Raw genomic sequence first — 18963 nt, forward strand, 5'->3', positions numbered from 1 at the left:
ATAAAATGAATATGTTGTCCTCGATTAATGATTTGCTTTCTCATATAACAGAAGTAGAGCAAAATGTTATTGAAATGTCCAAAGAATCAATGTTAATGATAAGTAAGTTTTTTGAAAAAAACTCGATAGAATTAGATGATAATGCTATAAAAGGTTTACAATATCAAGATATTATTTCTCAACAATTAAGTGCGACAATAGAGGCGATAGAGAGTGTTCAAAAAAGTATAAATATTTTTGAAAATGCTCAAAATTCAGATGAACAAATAGCTAGTGATAGTATAGAAAAACTTCACAAAAAGTTAGCAAAAACACTTCAAACAGCAAAAGATAGAAAAGATTCATTTTCAGGTAAACTTAAAAATGAAAATGCATCTGATGAGATAGAGTTTTTTTAGGGAGATATTATGGCAATTATAATGGTAGTAGACGATTCAAAAACAGTTAGGAATTATCATGGATCGATATTAAAATCTCAAGGTTTTGAGATTTTAGAAGCAGAAAATGGTATGGAAGCATTGGAAAAATCTCTTGGTGCATCTGTTGATTTGTACTTAGTGGATGTAAATATGCCAATAATGGACGGTTACTCTTTTATAAGTGATTTGAGAAAACAAGATGCTCATAAAACTGTGCCAGTTATTATGGTTACAACTCAAGCCAAAGAAGAAGACAAGATAAATGCTTTTAAAGTTGGAGCAAATATTTTTGAAACTAAACCTATAAAACCTGATGTGCTTCAAGCATATGTAGATATTTTAGTTAAAAGTTAGGAGGCAGTTAATTATGGATCAATTATTAGAACAATTTTTAAGTGAAGCAAGAGAAAATCTAGCATTTATTGACCAAAATATTGAAGATATTGGTGGTGATGACCCAGAACTTTTAAACTCCGTTTTTCGCGCGGCACACACTTTAAAAGGTGGTAGTGGGATTGTAGGTTTTGATAGTATCAGAGATATAACGCATCATGCAGAAGATTTACTAGATATGCTTAGAGATGGAAGACTAGAGTTTGTTGAGTCTATGACAGCGGCACTTTATGATGCATTTGATGAAGTTTTAAACCTAGTAGAAGCAGCAGAAGAAAGCGAAGGTATAGTTGAAGCAGATACAGAGATTTTAAATACTATAGTAACTAGTTTAAGTGAGCAAATGGGTAAAGATGAAGAAGTAGAGAGTGTTTGGAAGGCAGAATTTTTGCTTTTAGAAGATACTTCTTCAGTAGTTAATATGCCACTTTATATGTTGAAAAATGAATCTTGCCAAAAATTAGCTTTTAAAAATCCACCTTTAAGTGAAGAATTTTGTGAAAATGAAAACTTTTATGCAGTTTTATTTGATATAGATGAATCATGTATGGTTTATGGTAATGATCCCATATATACTCTTTCTCTCATAGGAGATAAAGTTTTAGGTGTTCACTCATGCATATCTGATAACAATGCGAAATCTGTTCTTAGTGGTACTGAAGATGCAGATGGTTTACTTTTAAGAGTTCAGCTAACGGCTTTTATAAAGTCTAACTATGCTGAAATAGAAGAATCACTTTTCAACTTTATAGATGAACTTCAGTTTTTACCTTTAGATATTCAAACTTTACTAAGTATAGATGCTGGAGAAAAAGGACATAAAATAGACTCTTTAAAGGAGTTAAGTGATGTTGCTAATGACTTAGAACTAGATGAAATTGTAGAAGCTGTTCAGCGTTCTATGGAGTTAGTTGGTGCTGATACACTTCAGTATGCACAACTTCAACGATTTATAGATATAAGCTCTTTTATAGAGGAAGGTGATGTTAAAAAATTAAATGACTTTTTCCAGAATCTTTATAAAGGTGAAGTTTATAATATAGAGAATAATAATGAAGAAGAAGTAGTAGTACAAGAAGTTAGTGTTGAAGAAAAAGAAACGGAAGAAGTAGAAGAAGAAATAATACAAAGTACAGATGCTAATATAGAAATAAATGAGCATATAGAACTAGCACTTACAAACATCAAAACTCAACAGCTCCAAGCATTAGAGTATATACAAAGTGATGATGACTTAAAAAGAGTTTTATCGATGATGTCAAAGATTAAAAAATTCACACCTCAGATGCCAGATGACTTAAGCACAAAAGATGAGATAAAGTCTTTCTTGGAATCTCAATTAGGTATTGTCACATCAACTCCAGAAGTAAGCGTAGAGAAAAAAGTAGAACAAAAAGTTGAGAAAAGCTTGAACCACAAGTAGAAGAAAAAATTGAGAAAAAAGTTGTACTAAAAGTTGAAGCTAAAACTGAGCAAAAAGTTCAAAAAACAGTTATTGGCAAAACGGTTAAGATAGAACAAGAGTCTATTGATAGTCTTATGAATGTTGCAGGGGAGCTCTTAGTTGCTAAAAATTCTCTTCCATATTTAGCTGATAATGTTGCAGGTTTAAGTCATGAGGTTATTAAACGAGAGATTATGGATAAATATATTTTTATCAACCGTCTTACCGAACAACTACAAGACCTTATAATGGGAATGAGAATGTTACCTATTTCGTATGTTTTTGATAGATATCCAAAACTTGTTCGCGATATTAGTAAAAAGCTTGGAAAAAAAGTTAAACTAGAGATGCAAGGTGGCGAAACTAAACTAGATAAAAACATGATAGAGATGTTGGCAGACCCAATGATTCATATTATGAGAAATTCACTAGACCATGGTGTAGAGATGCCAGATGTGCGTGAGCAAAAAGGTAAGAGCGCTATGGGTAATGTTACTCTAAAAGCCTATACTCAATCAGATAGAATAATCATAGAAATTATAGATGATGGCGCAGGTATAAATGTAGAGCGAGTTGCTAGTAAAGTTTTAGAAAAAGGACTGATGACACCTGAACAGATAGATAATCTTGATGAAAATGAGATGGCTGAGTTAGTTCTTTTACCAGGACTCTCAACAGCAGAAGAGATTACTGAGTTTAGTGGGCGCGGTGTTGGAATGGATGTTGTTAGAAAATCCATAGAGGGTTTTGGTGGAAGTATAAACATAAAAACAAAAGCAAATCAAGGAACAGTGATAACCTTATCTATCCCGATGTCTTTAGCCGTAACATCTCTGCTTCATATCCAAATGAATGATATTCATTATGGCCTTCCAATGGATAGCGTAAATGAAACGGTTAAACTTGAACGCTCTGAGATAGAGTACCTTCATAATGAGCCGTTTGTTTATATTCGTGGGGAAGTGATTCCCTTACTATTTATAAAATCAATGTTAAATGAAGAAGAGATGAAAGATAAACCTCTTTCAATCGTAGTTTTAAATATTAAAGATAACTTTTTAGCAGTAGTAGTAAATAATTTTTTAGGTCAATTAGATGTAGTTCAAAAGCCTTTAGTAGGAATCATGGAAGGTCATCCACTCTTTAGTGGAACTGCACTTCTTGGAAATGGACAAATCATAATGGCAATGGATCCAATAGGACTTTTAGGAATTTCGCAAAAACTAAAAAAAGATGTTGCAGTAGCATAAAAAGGGCTTTATAATGAAAGATTTAATAGTTTTTAGTGTTGGGAGTAGTCGTTATGCTCTTGATATTGAAAATATACAAAGAATTATTCAAGTGTTTGATATGAGTGAGATACCAAATGCCCATAAGTTTATAGATGGAATGATGTCTTATGAAGGTAAGGTTATAAAAGTTGTTAGCTTTCGTAAGATAATCGGACTATTAACTTATGATGAAGAACTTGTCCAACTATTTGACAAACTTAAAAAAGCTCATCAAGCATGGGTAGATGAGTTGGAAATCTCTATAAAAAATGGTTCTAAATTTACGAGAGAATTAGACCCAAATAAGTGTGAACTTGGGAAATGGTTAAATGCTTTTAACTCTTATGATGATGAGATTGGAAAAACCTTTAAGCGTTTATACGAAAATCACAAAAATCTTTATATTACTGGTGCAAATATTTTAAAAACTTTACAAGATGATAAAGAAAAAGCGATAGAAGAGTTTAACAAAAGTATTTATGATATATTTTACCAAACTATGAATGAGATAGACTCATTTATAGCAAAAGTTGATAAGGTAGCAAACTCTTTACAAAAGCTTGTCATTTATGAAAGTAATAATAATATTTTTGCAGTTAAAGTAGATAAGATAGAAGATATTGCCCATATAGAAGATAATGAAGTTATGAATAATGATGAAGATAATAATAGTGATTTTTTAGAACTTTTAGGTGTTCTTAATTTAGATGATGTTTTGATAAATGTAATTAAAACTATTAATATACCAATCTAAGGAGTAAAAAAATGGCAATAACATATGAAAAAAATCGTGCAATATTTGCATCTGTAATATATGAAGATGAGGTTATTTCTTTTAGGGACTTTTTACAAGAAAAAGCACCAGAGGAAGTAAAACTTGAGTTTAGCGAATGTGAAGATGTTCATCTAGCTGTTTTACAAATCATAATGGCATATAAAAAAAACTATCCGATTTCTTATGAGTTTGGTAAGACTAAAAAACTTTTTCAAAAAGTTCTAGAAGGATTTGTTACTAGTGAAAACCATTGTTATTAGCAATAGAAAAGGTGGTTCTGCAAAAACAACAACAGCAGTAAATATTGCAAGTGGTTTAGCAAAACATGGTTCTGTCTTATTACTAGATTTTGATACTCAAGGGCATGCTTGTATAGGTGTTGGTTGTGAGCCAAGTGAAACGCTTGGAGTTCACTCAATATTTACAGGACATACTCTGAGTGAGAGTTTTATACCAACTGTGCATGATAACTTAACGCTATCTCCGGCACTGTCCTTCTTTGATGTTTATGAGTACTCTGATCTAAGAGGTGTTTTGAAAAGTCGTTTTAAAAGAGAGAATATTGCAGATTTTTTTGACTACTGCGTTATAGATACCCCACCAACCTTTGATGCTTTGTTAAAGAACTCTCTTGAAGTCGCAGATGCTGTTGTTATACCATTCGTCCCTCATCATTTAGGTGTAGTTGCAGTTGGTCAGATGCTTCGTGCTGTATATCAAAGTGCTTCAACTTTTTCTCGTGAAATAGCAGATATATCTATACTCCCTGTTATGTACAATCCTCACATAAATGAGCATAAAGAATCATTAGCCAAGGTTAAAACATCTTTTGGCGAGGAGAAACTATTATCTCCCATAGGAGTAGATATAAAACTTGCAAAACAGTTTGAATCAGGTTCTCCAATCATCTTGGATGAAAAAAGGTCTAAGGGGATGAAAGATTATAACCGTTGTGTAGAAGAACTTATGAAAAGGATTGGATAATGAATGTTTTAATAGTAGATGATAATGCAAACAATAGAATAATACTTAGACTACTTCTTGAAGATTATGAAGAAGATACAGGTACAAAGTTTGAAATACAAGAAGCTAAGGATGGACAAGAAGCTGTTAACAAATGTGAAAAAGATAATTTCGATATAGTTCTTATGGATATTCTGATGCCAAATATGGACGGAATCCAAGCTACAAAACTTATAAGAGAGCAAAACAATAAAATTATGATTATCGCTGTTTCAGCAGTTGATGATAGTGAGAGAAAGAAAGATATTTTAAATAATGGTGCAGAAGATTATATAATTAAACCTGTAAATGCAGATGTATTTAGAAGTAGAATTCAAAATTATGTAACACTTATTGAAGCAAGAGCACATAAAAAAAATAACACAAATAATGTAAACCTTTTTACAACAGAAGTTTTTTCAAGATATACAAATTTTATGATTAATTCTGAAGATTCTATATCTGAATTTTGGGAATTTTTTCTTTTAAATATCACTAAAAAGAATAATAATCTAAGTGATGTTGTTCGTGCTATCTTTTCTATAGCAGAAGCACAGATAAAATTATCTATAGATGCTAATGTTGTTATAGAAGAATCAGAAGAAAAACAATATTTTACATTAACAGATATTGATAAACTTCCTAAAAAAATTATTGAGCTTATTGTTATAAAAAATGGCGTTTTGTGTGAATATAAAATAGAAACATCAAAAATATCTTTTGAGTTAGAAAAAGTATATATAAAAGATGAAGAAGAAGTTAGCAATCAAGCTTCAAATGTACAATCAGTTGTGCTTGAAGAAAAAGATGAAGAGATAGCATCTAGTGTTGAGTATAAATCACTAGCATTAGAAGTTTTTGATTATCTTGATAGTGAAGATTTGGTTGATTTAGAAGAGTATGCGGCTAAGCTAAACTCTTTAATGTTGATAGTTGGTAGTGGAAATGTGACATCAGAAGAAGTTCAAGAAATATACTCATATTTAGAAAAACTCGGGTCTATCTTGTCTTCATATAGTGAAGTATTTGTTATTTCAAAAGCGCTAAAAGAATTGTCTTATGATATGTCAAACAATGAGTTAAAATTTATAGAAAATTCTGAAATTCTAGGAAGAATGTGTGCTGCATTTAGTAATGATATGTTAAGATGGATTCAGATGTCTTTTCACACAGGTGCGCCAAGCATCGATTTTATGAATGACACTATTGTAGTAAATTGCGAGACTATAGGTTCAATGCTAAAACTTGATGAAAGTGTTAGTAATGTAGAAGATTTAGATGATATCTTTGATTTTTAGGAGTTTTTAATGTACAAAGTAAAAGTTCAAAATTCATGTAGATGTTTTTTAAAAAGTGGATTTAGTGAAAACTTAGAATTTGACACAAAAGATGAAGCAAAAAAAGAAGCTGAGTATATGATAGGCATCATGAAGTCCAATTTTTGTCAAAAACATGAATTTGCATTAAGTGAGCAATTTGGGGACTATACTATTTTTATAAAGCTAAGAGCATAATTAAAGAAAAATTTCTATAGCTCTGCGCAAATCTTCTTTAGTATCAATCCCAAAACCTGTACTAGCGACTTTTAACATGGTTATCTTTTTTTGATGATAAATAGCTCTTAGTTGTTCTAACCCTTCTATATCTTCGATAGGAGCGTCACTTAGATTACAAAATTCTTTTAAACTTTTTTTAGAAAACCCATAGATGCCAATGTGTCCAAAGTAGTTTGCTCTTCCACTTCTGTTATATGGAATGAGTGAGCGAGAGAAATATATGGCATTGTTATCGCTATCTAGTACGACTTTAACAAGATTTGGGTCTTTTGCTGAGTCTGCATTTATAGAGTTGTAACAACTTCCCATGATAAACGGCTCATCTATTTTTTGCAAATTTTTAAGTTTACTTATTAGCATCTCAACAACCTCAGGCTCAATAAATGGTTCATCTGCTTGAACATTTATGATTATCTCATCATCATCAAGATTTAGTATAGTAGCACATTCATGGATTCTATCTGTTCCGCTTTTATGTGTTGTTGATGTTAGCATCGCTTCAATGCCATACTCCTTACAGACTGCTATTACTTTTTCATCATCAGCTGCTATAACAACCCTGTCTAGATGCTCAACTGCTTTTGCTGTTCTAACTACCATCGGTAAACCACCAATATCTGCTAAAACTTTTTGAGGAAACCTAGTAGATGCTAATCGTGCAGGAATAATAATCATAATAGTAAGTCCTTAATTATTTGGTATAATTACAAAATTATATCTAAAAGGTCTTTATGCTACTTTATCAACCACACAATGGTTATTGTTACAACAGTGACTCACTTTTTTTATATGACTTTATAAACTCTTTTAACCCTCGTGGAAAAATTTTAGATGTTGGAGCAGGGTGTGGAATAGTAGGACTTTTAGTAGCACGAGATAACGAAAAAGTAAATCTTGAAGCAGTTGAAAAACAAGATATATTTGTTTCATTAGCAACTATAAATGCAAGAGTAAATAAGATAAAGTATAAGATAAAAAAAACAGATATTTTAGAGTATGATGAGAAGCAAAAATATGACTTTATAATTTCCAATCCCCCTTTTTATAACCAAGGAAGTAAACAAAGTAAAAACAATATATTGTTTAATGCAAGGTATAATGTTAACTTACCAATAGATAAATTTTTTAAAAAAATAACAAGACTTTTAAAACCTCAAGGTCATTTTATATTTTGCTATGAGGCTTCACAGTTTTTTCTTGTGTGTGCTGAATTAGATAAAGTAAAATTAAGAGTTGTTGATGTTAGATTTGTTCATTCAAGATTAGATAAAAAGGCCTCTTTAGTGCTTATACATGCAAGAAATAGTTCAAAATCACTTATGAATGTTTTATCACCTCTAATCACAATGAAAGATAAAAACTATACAAAAGAGGTAGAAGAAATTTTTAAAAAAGCATCTACGCAGAGTATAAAATGTCAGCTGTGATGCAAAAGAAAGGCTTTGATTATAGTTTTGATGTAAGTGCTTGTAGTGATTGTGAAGGTAGGTGTTGCACTGGAGAGAGTGGATATATCTATGTTACGAAAGCAGAGATACAAAATATTAGTAAACTTTTGAATTTTAAAGAAGAAGATTTTGTTAAAGATTATCTATATAAAAAAGGCTATAAGTACTCTATAAAAGAGATAAAGTATGATGACTCGTATGAATGTGTATTTTATAATAGAGATATCAAAGCTTGTAGCATCTATGATGAACGACCATCTCAATGTAGGACTTTTCCTTTTTGGGATTATTATAAAACAAGGTTAGATGAGTTGAAAAAAGAATGTTCAGGAGTTAAAATGAAGGGTGATGATGTTTTTTAAAATAATTATAACAACACTATTAGCACTTATCTTAGGTGCTTGTGCTGGTTCTCATTCACCTGTTAAACCAAATGAAAAGGCTTTTGTAGAAGAAGATGCTTATATACTTTTTGCCCTAAGAGCAGAACAGTTAAAAGATTATGGTAATGCATCTATTATTTTTAATACACTTTGGGAAAAATCTGAAAAAAGAGAGTATCTTTATAAATCACTTCAAAATGATATAGCAAATACAGAGTATAAAAAAGTTGTAAAAAAAGTTGACGAAGTTATAGAATCTAAACTAGATGATTTTATTTTAATCAGACTTAAAATAATTGCACTTCTAGGAGAAGAGAAATTTGAAGATGCTCGAGTTTTAGCTATTAAGTTGGTAGATATATCAAAAAAACCAACTGATTATATCATGGTTAGTGATATATATGTAAAACAAAAAAAGTTTGATACAGCATTGAAGTATTTAGAAAGTGCATACTCAAAAGAGTATAATGAAAATATTTTAGATAGAATGTCAATCATTCTATATGTTAATTTACAAAGAAAAAAAGACGCCATTGCACAACTAGAAACACATTTAAGACTACATGGTTGTTCAAAAAAAGTATGTGATAGACTCTTGGGTTTTTACTCAAATGAAAACAATATTGATGGACTTTTATCTATTTACTTGAGAAAGTATAGTTTGCATAAAAGTAGTGAAATAGCTAATAAAATTGTACAAATCTATCTTTATAAAAAAGAGCATTTAAAACTTCTAATTTTTTTAAAAGATAGTGGCAGTGATGATGACTTGTTGCTTCAACTTTATATAAATTCCAAAAATTATGAAAAAGCGTATCTGTTAGCTGAAAAACTCTATGAAGAAAAAGGTGATATAAACTATCTTGGACAAAGTGCGATTTTTGAATATGAAAATGCTAAAAATAAAAACAATAAAAAAATGCAAAGATCAGTTATAAAAAAATTATCTAAAGTAGTTAAAATTGATAAAAATGCACTTTATTTAAACTATTTGGGATATCTTTTAATAGACCATTCCATAGATATAAAAAAAGGTATGATTTATGTGCGCGAAGCTCTGAACATAGAACCTCAAAGTGCATTTTATCTTGATTCATTAGCTTGGGGTTATTACAAACTTGGCAAATGTAAAAAAGCACTTAGAGTAATAAAAAAAGTTATAAAGTTAGAAGGTGGTGACGACCCAGAAGTATTAGCGCACTTTAAAGCAATCAAAAAATGTAAAAATAAAAAAACTAAGGGTAAAAAGAAAAGATGATTTTAGATGATATTATAGAAAAAACCAAAGAAGATTTAATAAAAAGAGAAAAAGAATTTTCACTTGATTGGTTAGGTCGTTCACTTGCATTTAATGCAAGAGTTCCAAGAGATGTATTCCCTTATTTAAAAGCGACAGAGCAAGACCCATATAGAATAATAGCAGAGGTTAAAAAAGCTTCTCCATCAAAGGGTGTGATTCGTGAAGACTTTGACCCACTTGAGATAGCTCAGGCTTATGAGAGAGGTGGAGCGAGTGCTATCTCTGTACTTACAGAGCCTCACTTTTTTCAAGGTTCATTAGATTATCTTGGTGGAATTAGACGCTATGTAGGCATCCCACTTTTAAGAAAAGATTTTATAGTTTCAAAGTATCAGATTTTAGAAGCAATGGTTCATGGAGCAGACTTTATCCTTTTAATAGCTACGGCACTTTCAAGAAAAGAGTTAAAAGAACTCTTAGCCTATACTAGGCATCTAGGTATGGAAGCTTTAGTAGAAGTACATGATAAACCAGATTTAATAAAAGCTATTTATGCTGGTAGTGATATCATAGGGATTAATCATAGAAATTTAAAAACTTTTGAAATGAATATGAATCTATGTTATGACTTGATACCTTTGATTCCAAATGGAAAAATAATTGTTGCTGAGAGTGGCATCTATGAACACGGTCAGTTAGAAGATTTAAGTAAAGCAGGTGTAGATGCTTTCCTTGTTGGCGAGTCTTTAATGAGAACCAACAACGAAGAAGAAGCTCTAAGAAAACTAAAATTTTGCTAATCTTGGAACTTCAAATTTATTCGAAGTTTATTATTTTAATAAATCTTTAACACACTCACTTATTCTTTTTCCATCTGCTTTACCAGCTAACTCTTTAGACGCTTTACCCATTACTTTACCCATATCTTTCATAGTAGAAGCTCCAAGTATCGAGATTATTTTTGCTATGCTAGATGCTAATTCTTCATCATCAAGTTGAGCCGGTAGATAAGGAGTATATATTGCAATTTCATCTAGTTCTATTTTTACTAAATCATCACGAGAGGCATCTTTAAACTGAGAAGCAGCATCATTTCTTCTTTTTACTTGTGTTTGAATGATTTTTATAATATCATCATCACTTAAAACTCTTCTTTCATCAACTTCTATTTGCTTAAAGGCACTTGTTAAAAGACGAAGAGCATCTCTTTTTTTTGTTTCTTTTGCTTTCATTGCATCTTTGATATCTTGGTTGATTATTTCTCTTAATGTCATTTCCCTTCCTTGGAACTATTTTTGCTAGAATTATAACTAAAGATATACTACTTACAAAGAGATTAGATGCTAAAAACAATTTTAATATTTTCCATGCCATTTTATGTTATACTATTTTTAACAGGTTGTACTGCTAATTTAACAGAACCAGAGATAGACTTTGAACCACCCGCTTATGTTGAGCAGATGCCGTCTCGTGAAGATAAAAAAGATTATATATCTACAGGAAGCATATTTGGTCAAGGAGATAATCCACTTTTCTCAGACCACAAAGCAATGCATGTAAATGATATAGTAAGAGTTGTTATTTCTGAAACAGCTCAAAGCTCAAGTACTGGAACAAAAGCCCTTGCTGAATCCGATGAGAGTGCTTTAGGTGGTGGAGTTTTTGCATCAGCTGGTGGAAACCCAGCAATGAGTGCCTATGCAAGTAATCTTACTGGCTTATCAAATATAGGCTATACTGGAAAATCTTCTAATACTTATTCAGGTCAAGGAAGTGCAACAAAAGATGCAACTTTTACAACTACTGTTTCAGCTAGAATAGTAAAAGTTTTACAAAATGGAAACTATTTTATCTCTGGAAAAAGAGAAATTTTAGTTGATGAACAAAAACAAACTATACAAATAAGTGGTGTTATTCGTCCATACGATATAGACCAATATAATAAAATTAGTTCTGCTCAAATGAGCGATGCTAAGATTCTTTATAAAACACAAGGAGATCTTGACCGTGCGACAAAACAAGGATGGGGAACCAAAGTTATTCAGGCTGTTTGGCCATTTTAGTCTTGTACTTTTTTTAAGTACATCACTTTTTTCTGCGCAAAGTTTTTCAGAGTTTAAAAATTCACAAGTAAAATCATTTTCAAAGTATAAAGATGAAAAAGACAATGCTTTTAATAGCTACTTAAAAGAGCAATGGAAGGCTTATAATGTTTTTAAAGGTACGCCTTTATATGAAAAACCAAAACCAAAAACCATAGCAAAGGCACCATCAAAACCAATAAAAAGCGTTGGTCCAAAAGTTAGTATTAAAGTTGAAAAAGTAAAGTTTGTAGAACCAAAACCTGCACAAAAATTTATAATATATAAAGCACCAAAGAAAAAAATACCAAAAAAAGAAATTGTTATTGTTATAAAAAAACAAGAGACTAAAAAAGAAATCAAAAAAGAAGTTGTACAACCTATTGTAGTTTCTAAAGATATTAGTTTTGATTTTTATGGTTCGTATTTGGGCTTTGATATTCCAACTGGTATAAAAAAAGCGAAGTTTTACCCTCAAAACCAAAAAGGAATATCAAACTTTTTTGATAGTGCGGCATCTAGTGATTATGATAATTTAATAAACGATATAAAAAAAGTATCTAAAAATATGAATCTTAATGATTGGGGTGTTTATCTTTTAATTTTAAAAATCTCATCAGAAGTTCATCATGCAAAAGATAACTCAAATCTTTTAAGTTGGTTTATATTTAATAAGCTTGGTTACGCAGTTAAAGTAGGATTAGCACAAAGACATATAGTTTTACTTCATTATTCTAAAAAAAACTATTTATTCTACTCCAAATTATAGTTTTTCAAATAAAAAGTTTTATGTAGTATCTAACTATTCAAAAGGAAATGTTGGTAAGCTTTACTCATATAAACAAAATTATCCTGGGGCAAATAAACCACTTGATTTAGCACTGAAAACGCTACCAAATTTTAAGTCAGATATGAAAATAAAACGCTTAGTTTTGTAGAGTTAGGAAAAAAATATAAAGTGTCTTTTGAGTTTAATCAAAATCTTATAAACTTCATGGCTACTTATCCACAAGCAGATTATGAAACATACTTTAATGCTCCTCTTGATAGTAGAACTTACACTTCCATAGTAAAAGATTTAAAAAAATATGTAGATGGAAAAAAAGCTGGAGATGCTATGAACTTTGTCCTTCATTTTGTTCAAAAATCTTTTAAATATGAAAGAGATAATGCACAGTTTGGAAGAGAAAAAGTGATGTTTGCTGCAGAAACACTTTACTTTGATAAGTCAGATTGTGAAGATAGAGCGGTTCTTTTTTCATATCTTGTTAAAGAGTTATTTGGAGTGGGTGTTATTGGAGTAAAATACAAAGACCATATGGCAACTGCTCTTTATGTTCCAATGAGTGGAGATAGCGTTAGAGAAGGGCAGAGAAAGTTTGTTGTAGCAGACCCTACTTATGTCAATGCGAGTATTGGTCAAAGTATGCCAAAATATAAATCAATAAGACCAGATAGTTTTGTATCTATAAAGCGATGAATGAACAAGTAAATCAGACTTATGACAAGCTAACCAAAGCTTTCGATTATAATGCTTTACTTCAAAGACTTCAAACTTGTGAAAAAGTAAATTATTTTTTATTAAATATAGATAATTTTTCAAATATTAACGATGCTTATGGTTATGAAACTGGTGATGAAGCTTTACTTCAAGTTGCAAGTTTTATAAACATGGTAAAACCAAAAACTTCAACTTTATATAGATTTAATTCAGATAAATTTGTTTTAATAGATGAAAGTTCTTTTAGTAAAGAAGATATTGAACATATAGCAAATTCAATACTTTCATTTTTTCTCATAGTGATATAATTATAAATGATGATATTGAATTCAAGCTCTCTTTAACCATCGGTATATCTATGACAGAGGGTAACTTAAATATAACTCAATCAGAAATTGCATTAAAAGATATAAGAGAATCACAAAGAAACGCCTTTAAAATTTTTGACCAATCATCAGAGTTTGTACAAAAAAGACAACAAAATATATATTGGATTCATAAGATAAAAGAAGCTGTTGCAAATGAAGAGATAATTGCATATTATCAGCCTATTTTTAATAATGAATCAGGAAAAATTGAGAAATATGAGTGTTTAGCAAGGCTTAAAGATGATGATGAAATTATTTCACCACATTTATTTTTGGAAGCCGCAAAAGTAACTGGTAGTTTGTCTTTTATAACAAAGTATATAATAGCTCAGAGTTTTAAAAAGTTTTCTAACAATAGCTTAGAATTTTCTATAAACATAACAGGTGATGATTTATCGCAAGGTTATCTAGAACCACTTTTATTAAAAAATGTAAATAAGTATCAAATTGACCCATCTAGAGTTGTTTTAGAATTACTTGAAGATATAGTAAGTTTAAATTCATCAGATATCTTGATGCAGTTAAATTCTTTAAGAGAAAATTGCTTCAAAATTTCTATAGATGATTTTGGTGCTCAGAATTCTAACTTTTCAAGACTCTTAAATATTAGACCAGACTATTTAAAAATAGATGGTGCTTTTGTGAAAAATATAGTTGAAGATGAAAATAGTCAGTTAATAGTAGAAGCAATAGTCCTTATTTGTAAAAAAAGTAAGATAAAAATAATAGCAGAATTTGTGCATAGTACAAGTGTTCAGAGTATGATTAAAGATTTAGGAATTGAGTATTCACAAGGTTACTATTTTGGAGAACCTAGTTTAGAGTTGCTGTAGTTTTTTCTACTAATGATTGAAAGCTATCTTCATCAATCGCTTTAGAAAAATGATATCCTTGGTACTGCTGTGCTCCACTATCTTGTATGAAAGAGAGTTGTTCTTCATCTTCTACACCCTCTACAACACTATGCATATTGAAAGTTTTAGCCATATTGATAAGCATCTTAACAACTTCTTTATTTGAGTTATTATCTAAATTACCTAAAAAGCTTTTATCTATTTTAAGAGAGTTTACTGGTAGTTGTTTTAGATAGGAGATAGATGAATACCCTATACCAAAATCATCGATAGCAAATTTAAATCCTAGTTCTCTAAGTGATTTTATTTTAATAATAGCAACGCTAAAATTTTTGATAAGTTCATCTTCTGTTATTTCAAACTCTATTTTAGTTGGACTTACTCCAAAACTTTCAACTATTGAAACAATATCTTGTTCAAAAAGTGGGTTAAAGAGTTCATTTGAACTAATATTTATAGAGATTACTCCATCAAAAGTTTTAGTATTTCTTTTTATAAAATTACAAGCACTTGATAATGCCAACATGCTAATATCATGAAGCATATTTATATCTATCAAAACTTTTAAAAATGAGTCAGGATATAAAAGACCTCGCTTAGGATGCAACCATCTTATTAGTGCTTCCGCACCAGTTATTTCACTAGTTTTTGTATCTACTTTTGCTTGAAAGTAAAACTTAAATTCATGGTTGTTATATGCAAAGAGTAGTTCTTCTTCAAGGAGTTGTAAGCGTTTTAGTTCAAACTCAATAGTTTTGTTAAAAAAGACAAATTGATTTTTCCCTTGATCTTTTGCTTGGTACATCGCGGTATCTGCATTTGCTACTATTTGTGGAACACCTCTCTTCCCATCAGGAAAAAGTTTTACGCCAATACTTGCGCTGATATTTATCTTTTGTTCATCTAGGATAAATATCTTATTTAGTTGTTTGATTACTTTTTTACAGATCTCTTTAACATTTTTTGCTGCTTCTTCTTCTGCTTTATCAATATTTAGTACCACTATGGCAAATTCATCACCGCTCATTCTTGAAACTATATCTTCTTCTCTTAAAACTGATTTTAGTCTTTTTGATACTTCTATAAGTAGTTTATCTCCTATATCATGCCCATAAGTATCATTAATAGCTTTAAATCCATCTAAGTCTATAAATAAAAAGGCATGTAAAAAGTCGTGTCTTATGGCTTTAACAAACTCTTCATTTAATCTTTGCATTAAAAATTTTCTATTTATAAGTCCTGTTAAAAAATCATGGTCGGCTTGATGTTGTGCTTCTTCTTGTGCTTCTTTTATATCTGTAATATTTATAAATTGTGCAAGATAGTGAGTTGTGATATCATCATCATTTTTTATAGCTGTTATAGATAATCTTTCTAAATATATCTCACCATTTTTCTTTTTATTATATATATCTCCATGCCAATTACCATCATTTTTAAGTTCTATCCACATATTGTTATAAAATTCTGATTTATGTTTCATAGATTTTAAAATACTTGTATTTTTTCCGATTATTTCATTAGGAGAATAACCTGTTATCTTAGAAAATGCATCATTTATTTTAAGTATAATTCCATTTTCATCAGTGATTGCAATAGCCTGATGAGAGTTGAATGTATGTGCTGAAATCTTTAACTCTGCTACATTTTCTGACTCTTTTTTTATCTTTTTCATCAGTATTAAAGCTAAAATAATAAGTGATGTTAAAGACAATACCCACAGTAAAATAGTAGTATAAAAAGTAAATAATTCATTAGAATGTTGTTTATCAGCATTTGAAATATATCTATCTACTATCTTTGTTGAGATATCTTCAAGTATATTTATTCTAAGAGTTGATATATTAAACCAGCTACTTGCTTTATCTATTTTTAATGATTTATTTAAAAAAGATTCTCTTAAAATTGTAATGGTTTTTTTATTTTTCTCTTTTAGTAACGAGTTATAGAGAACTATTGAATTCATGGAAGCATTTAACATAAACTCTTCTTCTTCATACTGTTGTCGTTTTTGAAGATATATTATTTTTGAGATATAATTGTAACTATTAGAGAGTAGTTGATTGTAAATAATTGCTCTTTCTATCCCTGCATTTTCTTTTAAGAGTTGAATTTCATATAAAGCATTGTTGTCATTACTATGTTTGTTTATTACCATCGTAAGTATTTCTATAGCTTGAATTATTTTTGCATTTATTTTGTTGTAGTAGTTTAGTTGTTTATCAAAACTTATAGATCTATTTAAGAGTATTTTTCTTATATTTTCAAGCTCACTAATATATTTAATAATATTAGTAACTATTGGTTTTTTTTTATCACCAATAGCATTTTCTAAAAGTTTTTTATCTTTTGATTTTAAGTTTACAAATCTAATAAATTTCTCTAAAGATTTGTCAGTTTGTTTATATTGCTCTAAAAGTCTATTTTTATCATGTAGAGTACCTAAGTAAGCAGAACTTAGACCTCTCTCTATTTGAAGGTTGTTAAGAAGATTTGCAAATATATTTGTTGCATTGGCTGATATTTTATAAAGAGTGCTATTATCTAAATTATTATATCTTATGCTAATAGATGATGATAAAAGATATAAGAGTGAAATGAGAGGAATGAGAAATAAAACAAAAATTTTAAAGTTAAAAGACGAATTTTTCATTGTATTTATTATATCTTTAAAATCTTAAATTTTTAATAGTTGTATGCTACTTTATAAGTTGGGTCATCTTCTTCGTAAGAACAATGAGGACCAGCTTTTTTCAGTATAACTTTACAATCAGCAGACAAATGTCTAAGAAGTAAATTTTTCCCAGCATCTTCATATTTTTTAGTAATGGCATCTACGGCTTCAACACCAGAAGCATCCATCACTCTAGCATCTTTAAAGTCTATCACAACTTTTTGAGGGTCATTTGGTATATCAAAGTTGTCTGCAAATGTTGTAGCACTACCAAAAAATAGTGGACCATCAAGCTCATAAACTCGAGTTCCATCTTCTTCTGTGTGAACGCGTGAGAATATTTTTGCATGTTTCCAAGCAAAAGCAAGAGCAGAGATAATCACACCTGCAATCACAGCAACTGCTAAGTCTTCAACAACAGTTATAAGAGTTACTGTTACCATTACAAAAGCATCTGTTTTTGGCATACGACTTATGCGAGAAAAACTAGACCATTCAAAAGTACCTATACTTACCATAAACATGATACCAATTAAAACAGCAACAGGGATAGTGTTTAACACGCTACTCATAGAAACAACTAAGATGATTAAACCTACGGCAGCAACAAAAGATGAAAGCCTACCAATACCACCAGAAGTGTAGTTGATGATACTTTGTCCAATCATAGCACAACCAGCCATACCACCAAAGAAACCACAAGTAATATTACCAGTTCCTTGAGCTATACACTCTTTGTTAGCAGACCCACGAGTATTGCTTAACTCATCTAAAACAGATAATGTAAGAAGAGATTCTATGATACCAACAAGTGCAACTATAACAGCGAAAGGCAGAACTAAAATAATAGCATCTAGACTAAAAAGATAATAAGGAACACCAAAAGTTGGAAGTTGACCAGCATATTTACTCATGTCATCTAAACCACTAAGAAGTAAAGTATCGGCATTTGTAAGGTAAACTCCTAAGGTTACAAAGATTATAGCAACTAGACCAGCAGGAACAACTTTTGTGTATCTTGGAAGTATATACATAATAAACATTGTTATGAGAACTAAAATATACATCATATACCCTTGCCCTTCAAAAAACTTAAACTGAGCAGTTGCAATAACTATAGCAAGACCATTAACAAAACCATGAATTGCGGGAGTTGGAACGAGGCGAATAAACTTACCAAGTTTTAAAGCCCCGATGCCAATTTGAATAAGCCCTGCAACAACAGTGGCAAGAAGAATATGATTTAAAACACCCATAGCAATGGCATCTTTACTTAAGCCTTGAGCTTGCATAAGTGCTGTTGTTTCAAGTCCAAGTCCTACAAAAACAATGGCGACTGCTCCTGTGGCTCCCGAAACCATTCCCGCTTTACCACCAATAAGAGAGGTAATAAGTCCTAATATGAAAGCAGTATAAAGTCCAACAATAGGACTAACTCCAGCGATGAAACTAAAAGCAATAGCTTCAGGAACAAGAGCAACAGCAACAACTAAACCAGATAAAATATCATTTTTAATATTACCGTTAGAGTATTTTTTTAAATCAAACAACTAC

General features: G+C 30.3%; 22 protein-coding genes. 18 read left to right on the forward strand and 4 right to left on the reverse strand.

Going from position 1 to position 18963, the window contains the following annotated elements; all coding sequences use genetic code 11:
* Positions 1 to 5 precede the first annotated feature (5 nt).
* From MOV50_RS10440 to MOV50_RS10480, 9 genes are all read left to right on the forward strand, one after another.
* The gene (locus tag MOV50_RS10440) at positions 6 to 398 is read left to right on the forward strand and encodes a hypothetical protein (RefSeq protein ID WP_321777849.1); all 393 of its coding nucleotides are present in this window, start codon (positions 6 to 8) and stop codon (positions 396 to 398) included.
* A gap of 9 nt (positions 399 to 407) precedes the next feature.
* A complete protein-coding gene (locus tag MOV50_RS10445; RefSeq protein WP_321777850.1) occupies positions 408 to 773 on the forward strand; it encodes a response regulator in 366 nt (121 codons plus the stop codon).
* Between the two features lie 13 nt (positions 774 to 786).
* On the forward strand, positions 787 to 2235 hold the full coding sequence (locus MOV50_RS10450) for an Hpt domain-containing protein (RefSeq protein WP_321777851.1): 1449 nt from the start codon (positions 787 to 789) through the stop codon (positions 2233 to 2235).
* An 89-nt stretch (positions 2236 to 2324) separates the two neighbouring features.
* Complete coding sequence (locus MOV50_RS10455) at positions 2325 to 3506, forward strand: chemotaxis protein CheA (RefSeq protein WP_415846384.1); 1182 nt, start codon at positions 2325 to 2327, stop codon at positions 3504 to 3506.
* A gap of 13 nt (positions 3507 to 3519) precedes the next feature.
* The gene (locus MOV50_RS10460) at positions 3520 to 4281 is read left to right on the forward strand and encodes a chemotaxis protein CheW (RefSeq protein WP_321777853.1); all 762 of its coding nucleotides are present in this window, start codon (positions 3520 to 3522) and stop codon (positions 4279 to 4281) included.
* 11 nt (positions 4282 to 4292) lie between these two features.
* On the forward strand, positions 4293 to 4562 hold the full coding sequence (locus MOV50_RS10465; RefSeq protein WP_321777854.1) for a hypothetical protein: 270 nt from the start codon (positions 4293 to 4295) through the stop codon (positions 4560 to 4562).
* Positions 4543 to 5286 carry a ParA family protein gene (locus MOV50_RS10470; RefSeq protein WP_321777855.1) on the forward strand — a complete coding sequence of 248 codons (744 nt, stop codon included), beginning with the start codon at positions 4543 to 4545 and terminating at the stop codon, positions 5284 to 5286. Before MOV50_RS10465 ends, MOV50_RS10470 begins: the two co-directional genes overlap by 20 nt.
* Positions 5286 to 6602 (forward strand): response regulator, encoded by a 1317-nt coding sequence (locus MOV50_RS10475; protein ID WP_321777856.1) that lies wholly within the window; start codon positions 5286 to 5288, stop codon positions 6600 to 6602. Before MOV50_RS10470 ends, MOV50_RS10475 begins: the two co-directional genes overlap by 1 nt.
* 9 nt (positions 6603 to 6611) lie before the next feature.
* Entirely contained in the window at positions 6612 to 6818 is a 207-nt protein-coding gene (locus tag MOV50_RS10480) for a hypothetical protein (protein ID WP_321777857.1), read from the forward strand.
* Here MOV50_RS10480 and kdsB read toward each other — a convergent pair whose 3' ends face one another.
* A complete protein-coding gene (gene kdsB / locus MOV50_RS10485) occupies positions 6819 to 7535 on the reverse strand; it encodes a 3-deoxy-manno-octulosonate cytidylyltransferase (RefSeq protein ID WP_321777858.1) in 717 nt (238 codons plus the stop codon). It abuts the gene before it with no gap.
* A gap of 56 nt (positions 7536 to 7591) precedes the next feature.
* Here kdsB and MOV50_RS10490 point away from each other — a divergent pair, with 56 nt between their 5' ends.
* The 4 genes from MOV50_RS10490 to trpC are packed head-to-tail and all read left to right on the forward strand — an operon-like array spanning position 7592 to position 10731.
* Complete coding sequence (locus MOV50_RS10490) at positions 7592 to 8287, forward strand: tRNA1(Val) (adenine(37)-N6)-methyltransferase (protein WP_321777859.1); 696 nt, start codon at positions 7592 to 7594, stop codon at positions 8285 to 8287.
* Entirely contained in the window at positions 8287 to 8670 is a 384-nt protein-coding gene (locus MOV50_RS10495) for a YkgJ family cysteine cluster protein (protein ID WP_321777860.1), read from the forward strand. Before MOV50_RS10490 ends, MOV50_RS10495 begins: the two co-directional genes overlap by 1 nt.
* On the forward strand, positions 8660 to 9949 hold the full coding sequence (locus tag MOV50_RS10500; protein WP_321777861.1) for a hypothetical protein: 1290 nt from the start codon (positions 8660 to 8662) through the stop codon (positions 9947 to 9949). The genes MOV50_RS10495 and MOV50_RS10500 overlap by 11 nt, the downstream gene beginning before the upstream one ends.
* Positions 9946 to 10731: an indole-3-glycerol phosphate synthase TrpC gene (gene trpC, locus MOV50_RS10505; RefSeq protein ID WP_321777862.1), complete on the forward strand. Its 786-nt coding sequence runs from the start codon at positions 9946 to 9948 to the stop codon at positions 10729 to 10731. Before MOV50_RS10500 ends, trpC begins: the two co-directional genes overlap by 4 nt.
* 30 nt (positions 10732 to 10761) lie before the next feature.
* Here trpC and MOV50_RS10510 read toward each other — a convergent pair whose 3' ends face one another.
* On the reverse strand, positions 10762 to 11205 hold the full coding sequence (locus tag MOV50_RS10510; RefSeq protein ID WP_321777863.1) for a GatB/YqeY domain-containing protein: 444 nt from the start codon (positions 11203 to 11205) through the stop codon (positions 10762 to 10764).
* 66 nt (positions 11206 to 11271) lie between these two features.
* On the opposite strand from MOV50_RS10510, the gene flgH reads away from it, so the two are divergent.
* The 5 genes from flgH (at position 11272) to MOV50_RS10535 (ending at position 14714) form a co-directional block, all read left to right on the forward strand.
* Positions 11272 to 11994, forward strand: coding sequence for a flagellar basal body L-ring protein FlgH (gene flgH, locus MOV50_RS10515; protein ID WP_321777864.1), 723 nt, complete (start codon positions 11272 to 11274; stop codon positions 11992 to 11994).
* Positions 11939 to 12781 carry a hypothetical protein gene (locus tag MOV50_RS10520; protein ID WP_321777865.1) on the forward strand — a complete coding sequence of 281 codons (843 nt, stop codon included), beginning with the start codon at positions 11939 to 11941 and terminating at the stop codon, positions 12779 to 12781. The genes flgH and MOV50_RS10520 overlap by 56 nt, the downstream gene beginning before the upstream one ends.
* A gap of 189 nt (positions 12782 to 12970) precedes the next feature.
* Positions 12971 to 13492 carry a hypothetical protein gene (locus tag MOV50_RS10525; protein WP_321777866.1) on the forward strand — a complete coding sequence of 174 codons (522 nt, stop codon included), beginning with the start codon at positions 12971 to 12973 and terminating at the stop codon, positions 13490 to 13492.
* Complete coding sequence (locus tag MOV50_RS10530) at positions 13489 to 13821, forward strand: diguanylate cyclase domain-containing protein (protein ID WP_321777867.1); 333 nt, start codon at positions 13489 to 13491, stop codon at positions 13819 to 13821. Before MOV50_RS10525 ends, MOV50_RS10530 begins: the two co-directional genes overlap by 4 nt.
* 50 nt (positions 13822 to 13871) lie before the next feature.
* Complete coding sequence (locus tag MOV50_RS10535; RefSeq protein ID WP_321777868.1) at positions 13872 to 14714, forward strand: EAL domain-containing protein; 843 nt, start codon at positions 13872 to 13874, stop codon at positions 14712 to 14714.
* Here the strand turns inward: MOV50_RS10535 and MOV50_RS10540 are convergent.
* Both MOV50_RS10540 and MOV50_RS10545 read right to left on the reverse strand, forming a co-directional pair.
* Positions 14695 to 17388, reverse strand: a complete 2694-nt coding sequence (locus MOV50_RS10540) for an EAL domain-containing protein (RefSeq protein WP_321777869.1) — start codon at positions 17386 to 17388, stop codon at positions 14695 to 14697. The two genes, MOV50_RS10535 and MOV50_RS10540, sit on opposite strands and share 20 nt — an antisense overlap.
* A 32-nt stretch (positions 17389 to 17420) precedes the next feature.
* Positions 17421 to 18959 carry a SulP family inorganic anion transporter gene (locus tag MOV50_RS10545; protein WP_321777870.1) on the reverse strand — a complete coding sequence of 513 codons (1539 nt, stop codon included), beginning with the start codon at positions 18957 to 18959 and terminating at the stop codon, positions 17421 to 17423.
* Positions 18960 to 18963: the final 4 nt, after the last annotated feature.

Source organism: Sulfurimonas sp., from assembly GCF_029027585.1.
In the GTDB taxonomy this organism is placed as follows: Bacteria; Campylobacterota; Campylobacteria; order Campylobacterales; family Sulfurimonadaceae; genus Sulfurimonas.

Excerpts from the sequence above, each read along its gene's own strand:
- MOV50_RS10460 (WP_321777853.1), top strand. The coding sequence starts at position 3,520 with ATGAAAGATTTAATAGTTTTTAGTGTTGGGAGTAGTCGTTATGCTCTT.
- MOV50_RS10530 (WP_321777867.1), top strand. The coding sequence starts at position 13,489 with ATGAATGAACAAGTAAATCAGACTTATGACAAGCTAACCAAAGCTTTC.
- MOV50_RS10445 (WP_321777850.1), top strand. The coding sequence starts at position 408 with ATGGCAATTATAATGGTAGTAGACGATTCAAAAACAGTTAGGAATTAT.
- MOV50_RS10500 (WP_321777861.1), top strand. The coding sequence starts at position 8,660 with ATGTTTTTTAAAATAATTATAACAACACTATTAGCACTTATCTTAGGT.
- MOV50_RS10490 (WP_321777859.1), top strand. The coding sequence starts at position 7,592 with ATGCTACTTTATCAACCACACAATGGTTATTGTTACAACAGTGACTCA.
- MOV50_RS10535 (WP_321777868.1), top strand. The coding sequence starts at position 13,872 with ATGACAGAGGGTAACTTAAATATAACTCAATCAGAAATTGCATTAAAA.
- MOV50_RS10480 (WP_321777857.1), top strand. The coding sequence starts at position 6,612 with ATGTACAAAGTAAAAGTTCAAAATTCATGTAGATGTTTTTTAAAAAGT.
- MOV50_RS10465 (WP_321777854.1), top strand. The coding sequence starts at position 4,293 with ATGGCAATAACATATGAAAAAAATCGTGCAATATTTGCATCTGTAATA.
- flgH (WP_321777864.1), top strand. The coding sequence starts at position 11,272 with ATGCTAAAAACAATTTTAATATTTTCCATGCCATTTTATGTTATACTA.
- kdsB (WP_321777858.1), bottom strand. The coding sequence starts at position 7,535 with ATGATTATTATTCCTGCACGATTAGCATCTACTAGGTTTCCTCAAAAA.
- MOV50_RS10540 (WP_321777869.1), bottom strand. The coding sequence starts at position 17,388 with ATGAAAAATTCGTCTTTTAACTTTAAAATTTTTGTTTTATTTCTCATT.
- MOV50_RS10440 (WP_321777849.1), top strand. The coding sequence starts at position 6 with ATGAATATGTTGTCCTCGATTAATGATTTGCTTTCTCATATAACAGAA.
- MOV50_RS10495 (WP_321777860.1), top strand. The coding sequence starts at position 8,287 with ATGCAAAAGAAAGGCTTTGATTATAGTTTTGATGTAAGTGCTTGTAGT.
- MOV50_RS10510 (WP_321777863.1), bottom strand. The coding sequence starts at position 11,205 with ATGACATTAAGAGAAATAATCAACCAAGATATCAAAGATGCAATGAAA.
- MOV50_RS10450 (WP_321777851.1), top strand. The coding sequence starts at position 787 with ATGGATCAATTATTAGAACAATTTTTAAGTGAAGCAAGAGAAAATCTA.
- trpC (WP_321777862.1), top strand. The coding sequence starts at position 9,946 with ATGATTTTAGATGATATTATAGAAAAAACCAAAGAAGATTTAATAAAA.
- MOV50_RS10475 (WP_321777856.1), top strand. The coding sequence starts at position 5,286 with ATGAATGTTTTAATAGTAGATGATAATGCAAACAATAGAATAATACTT.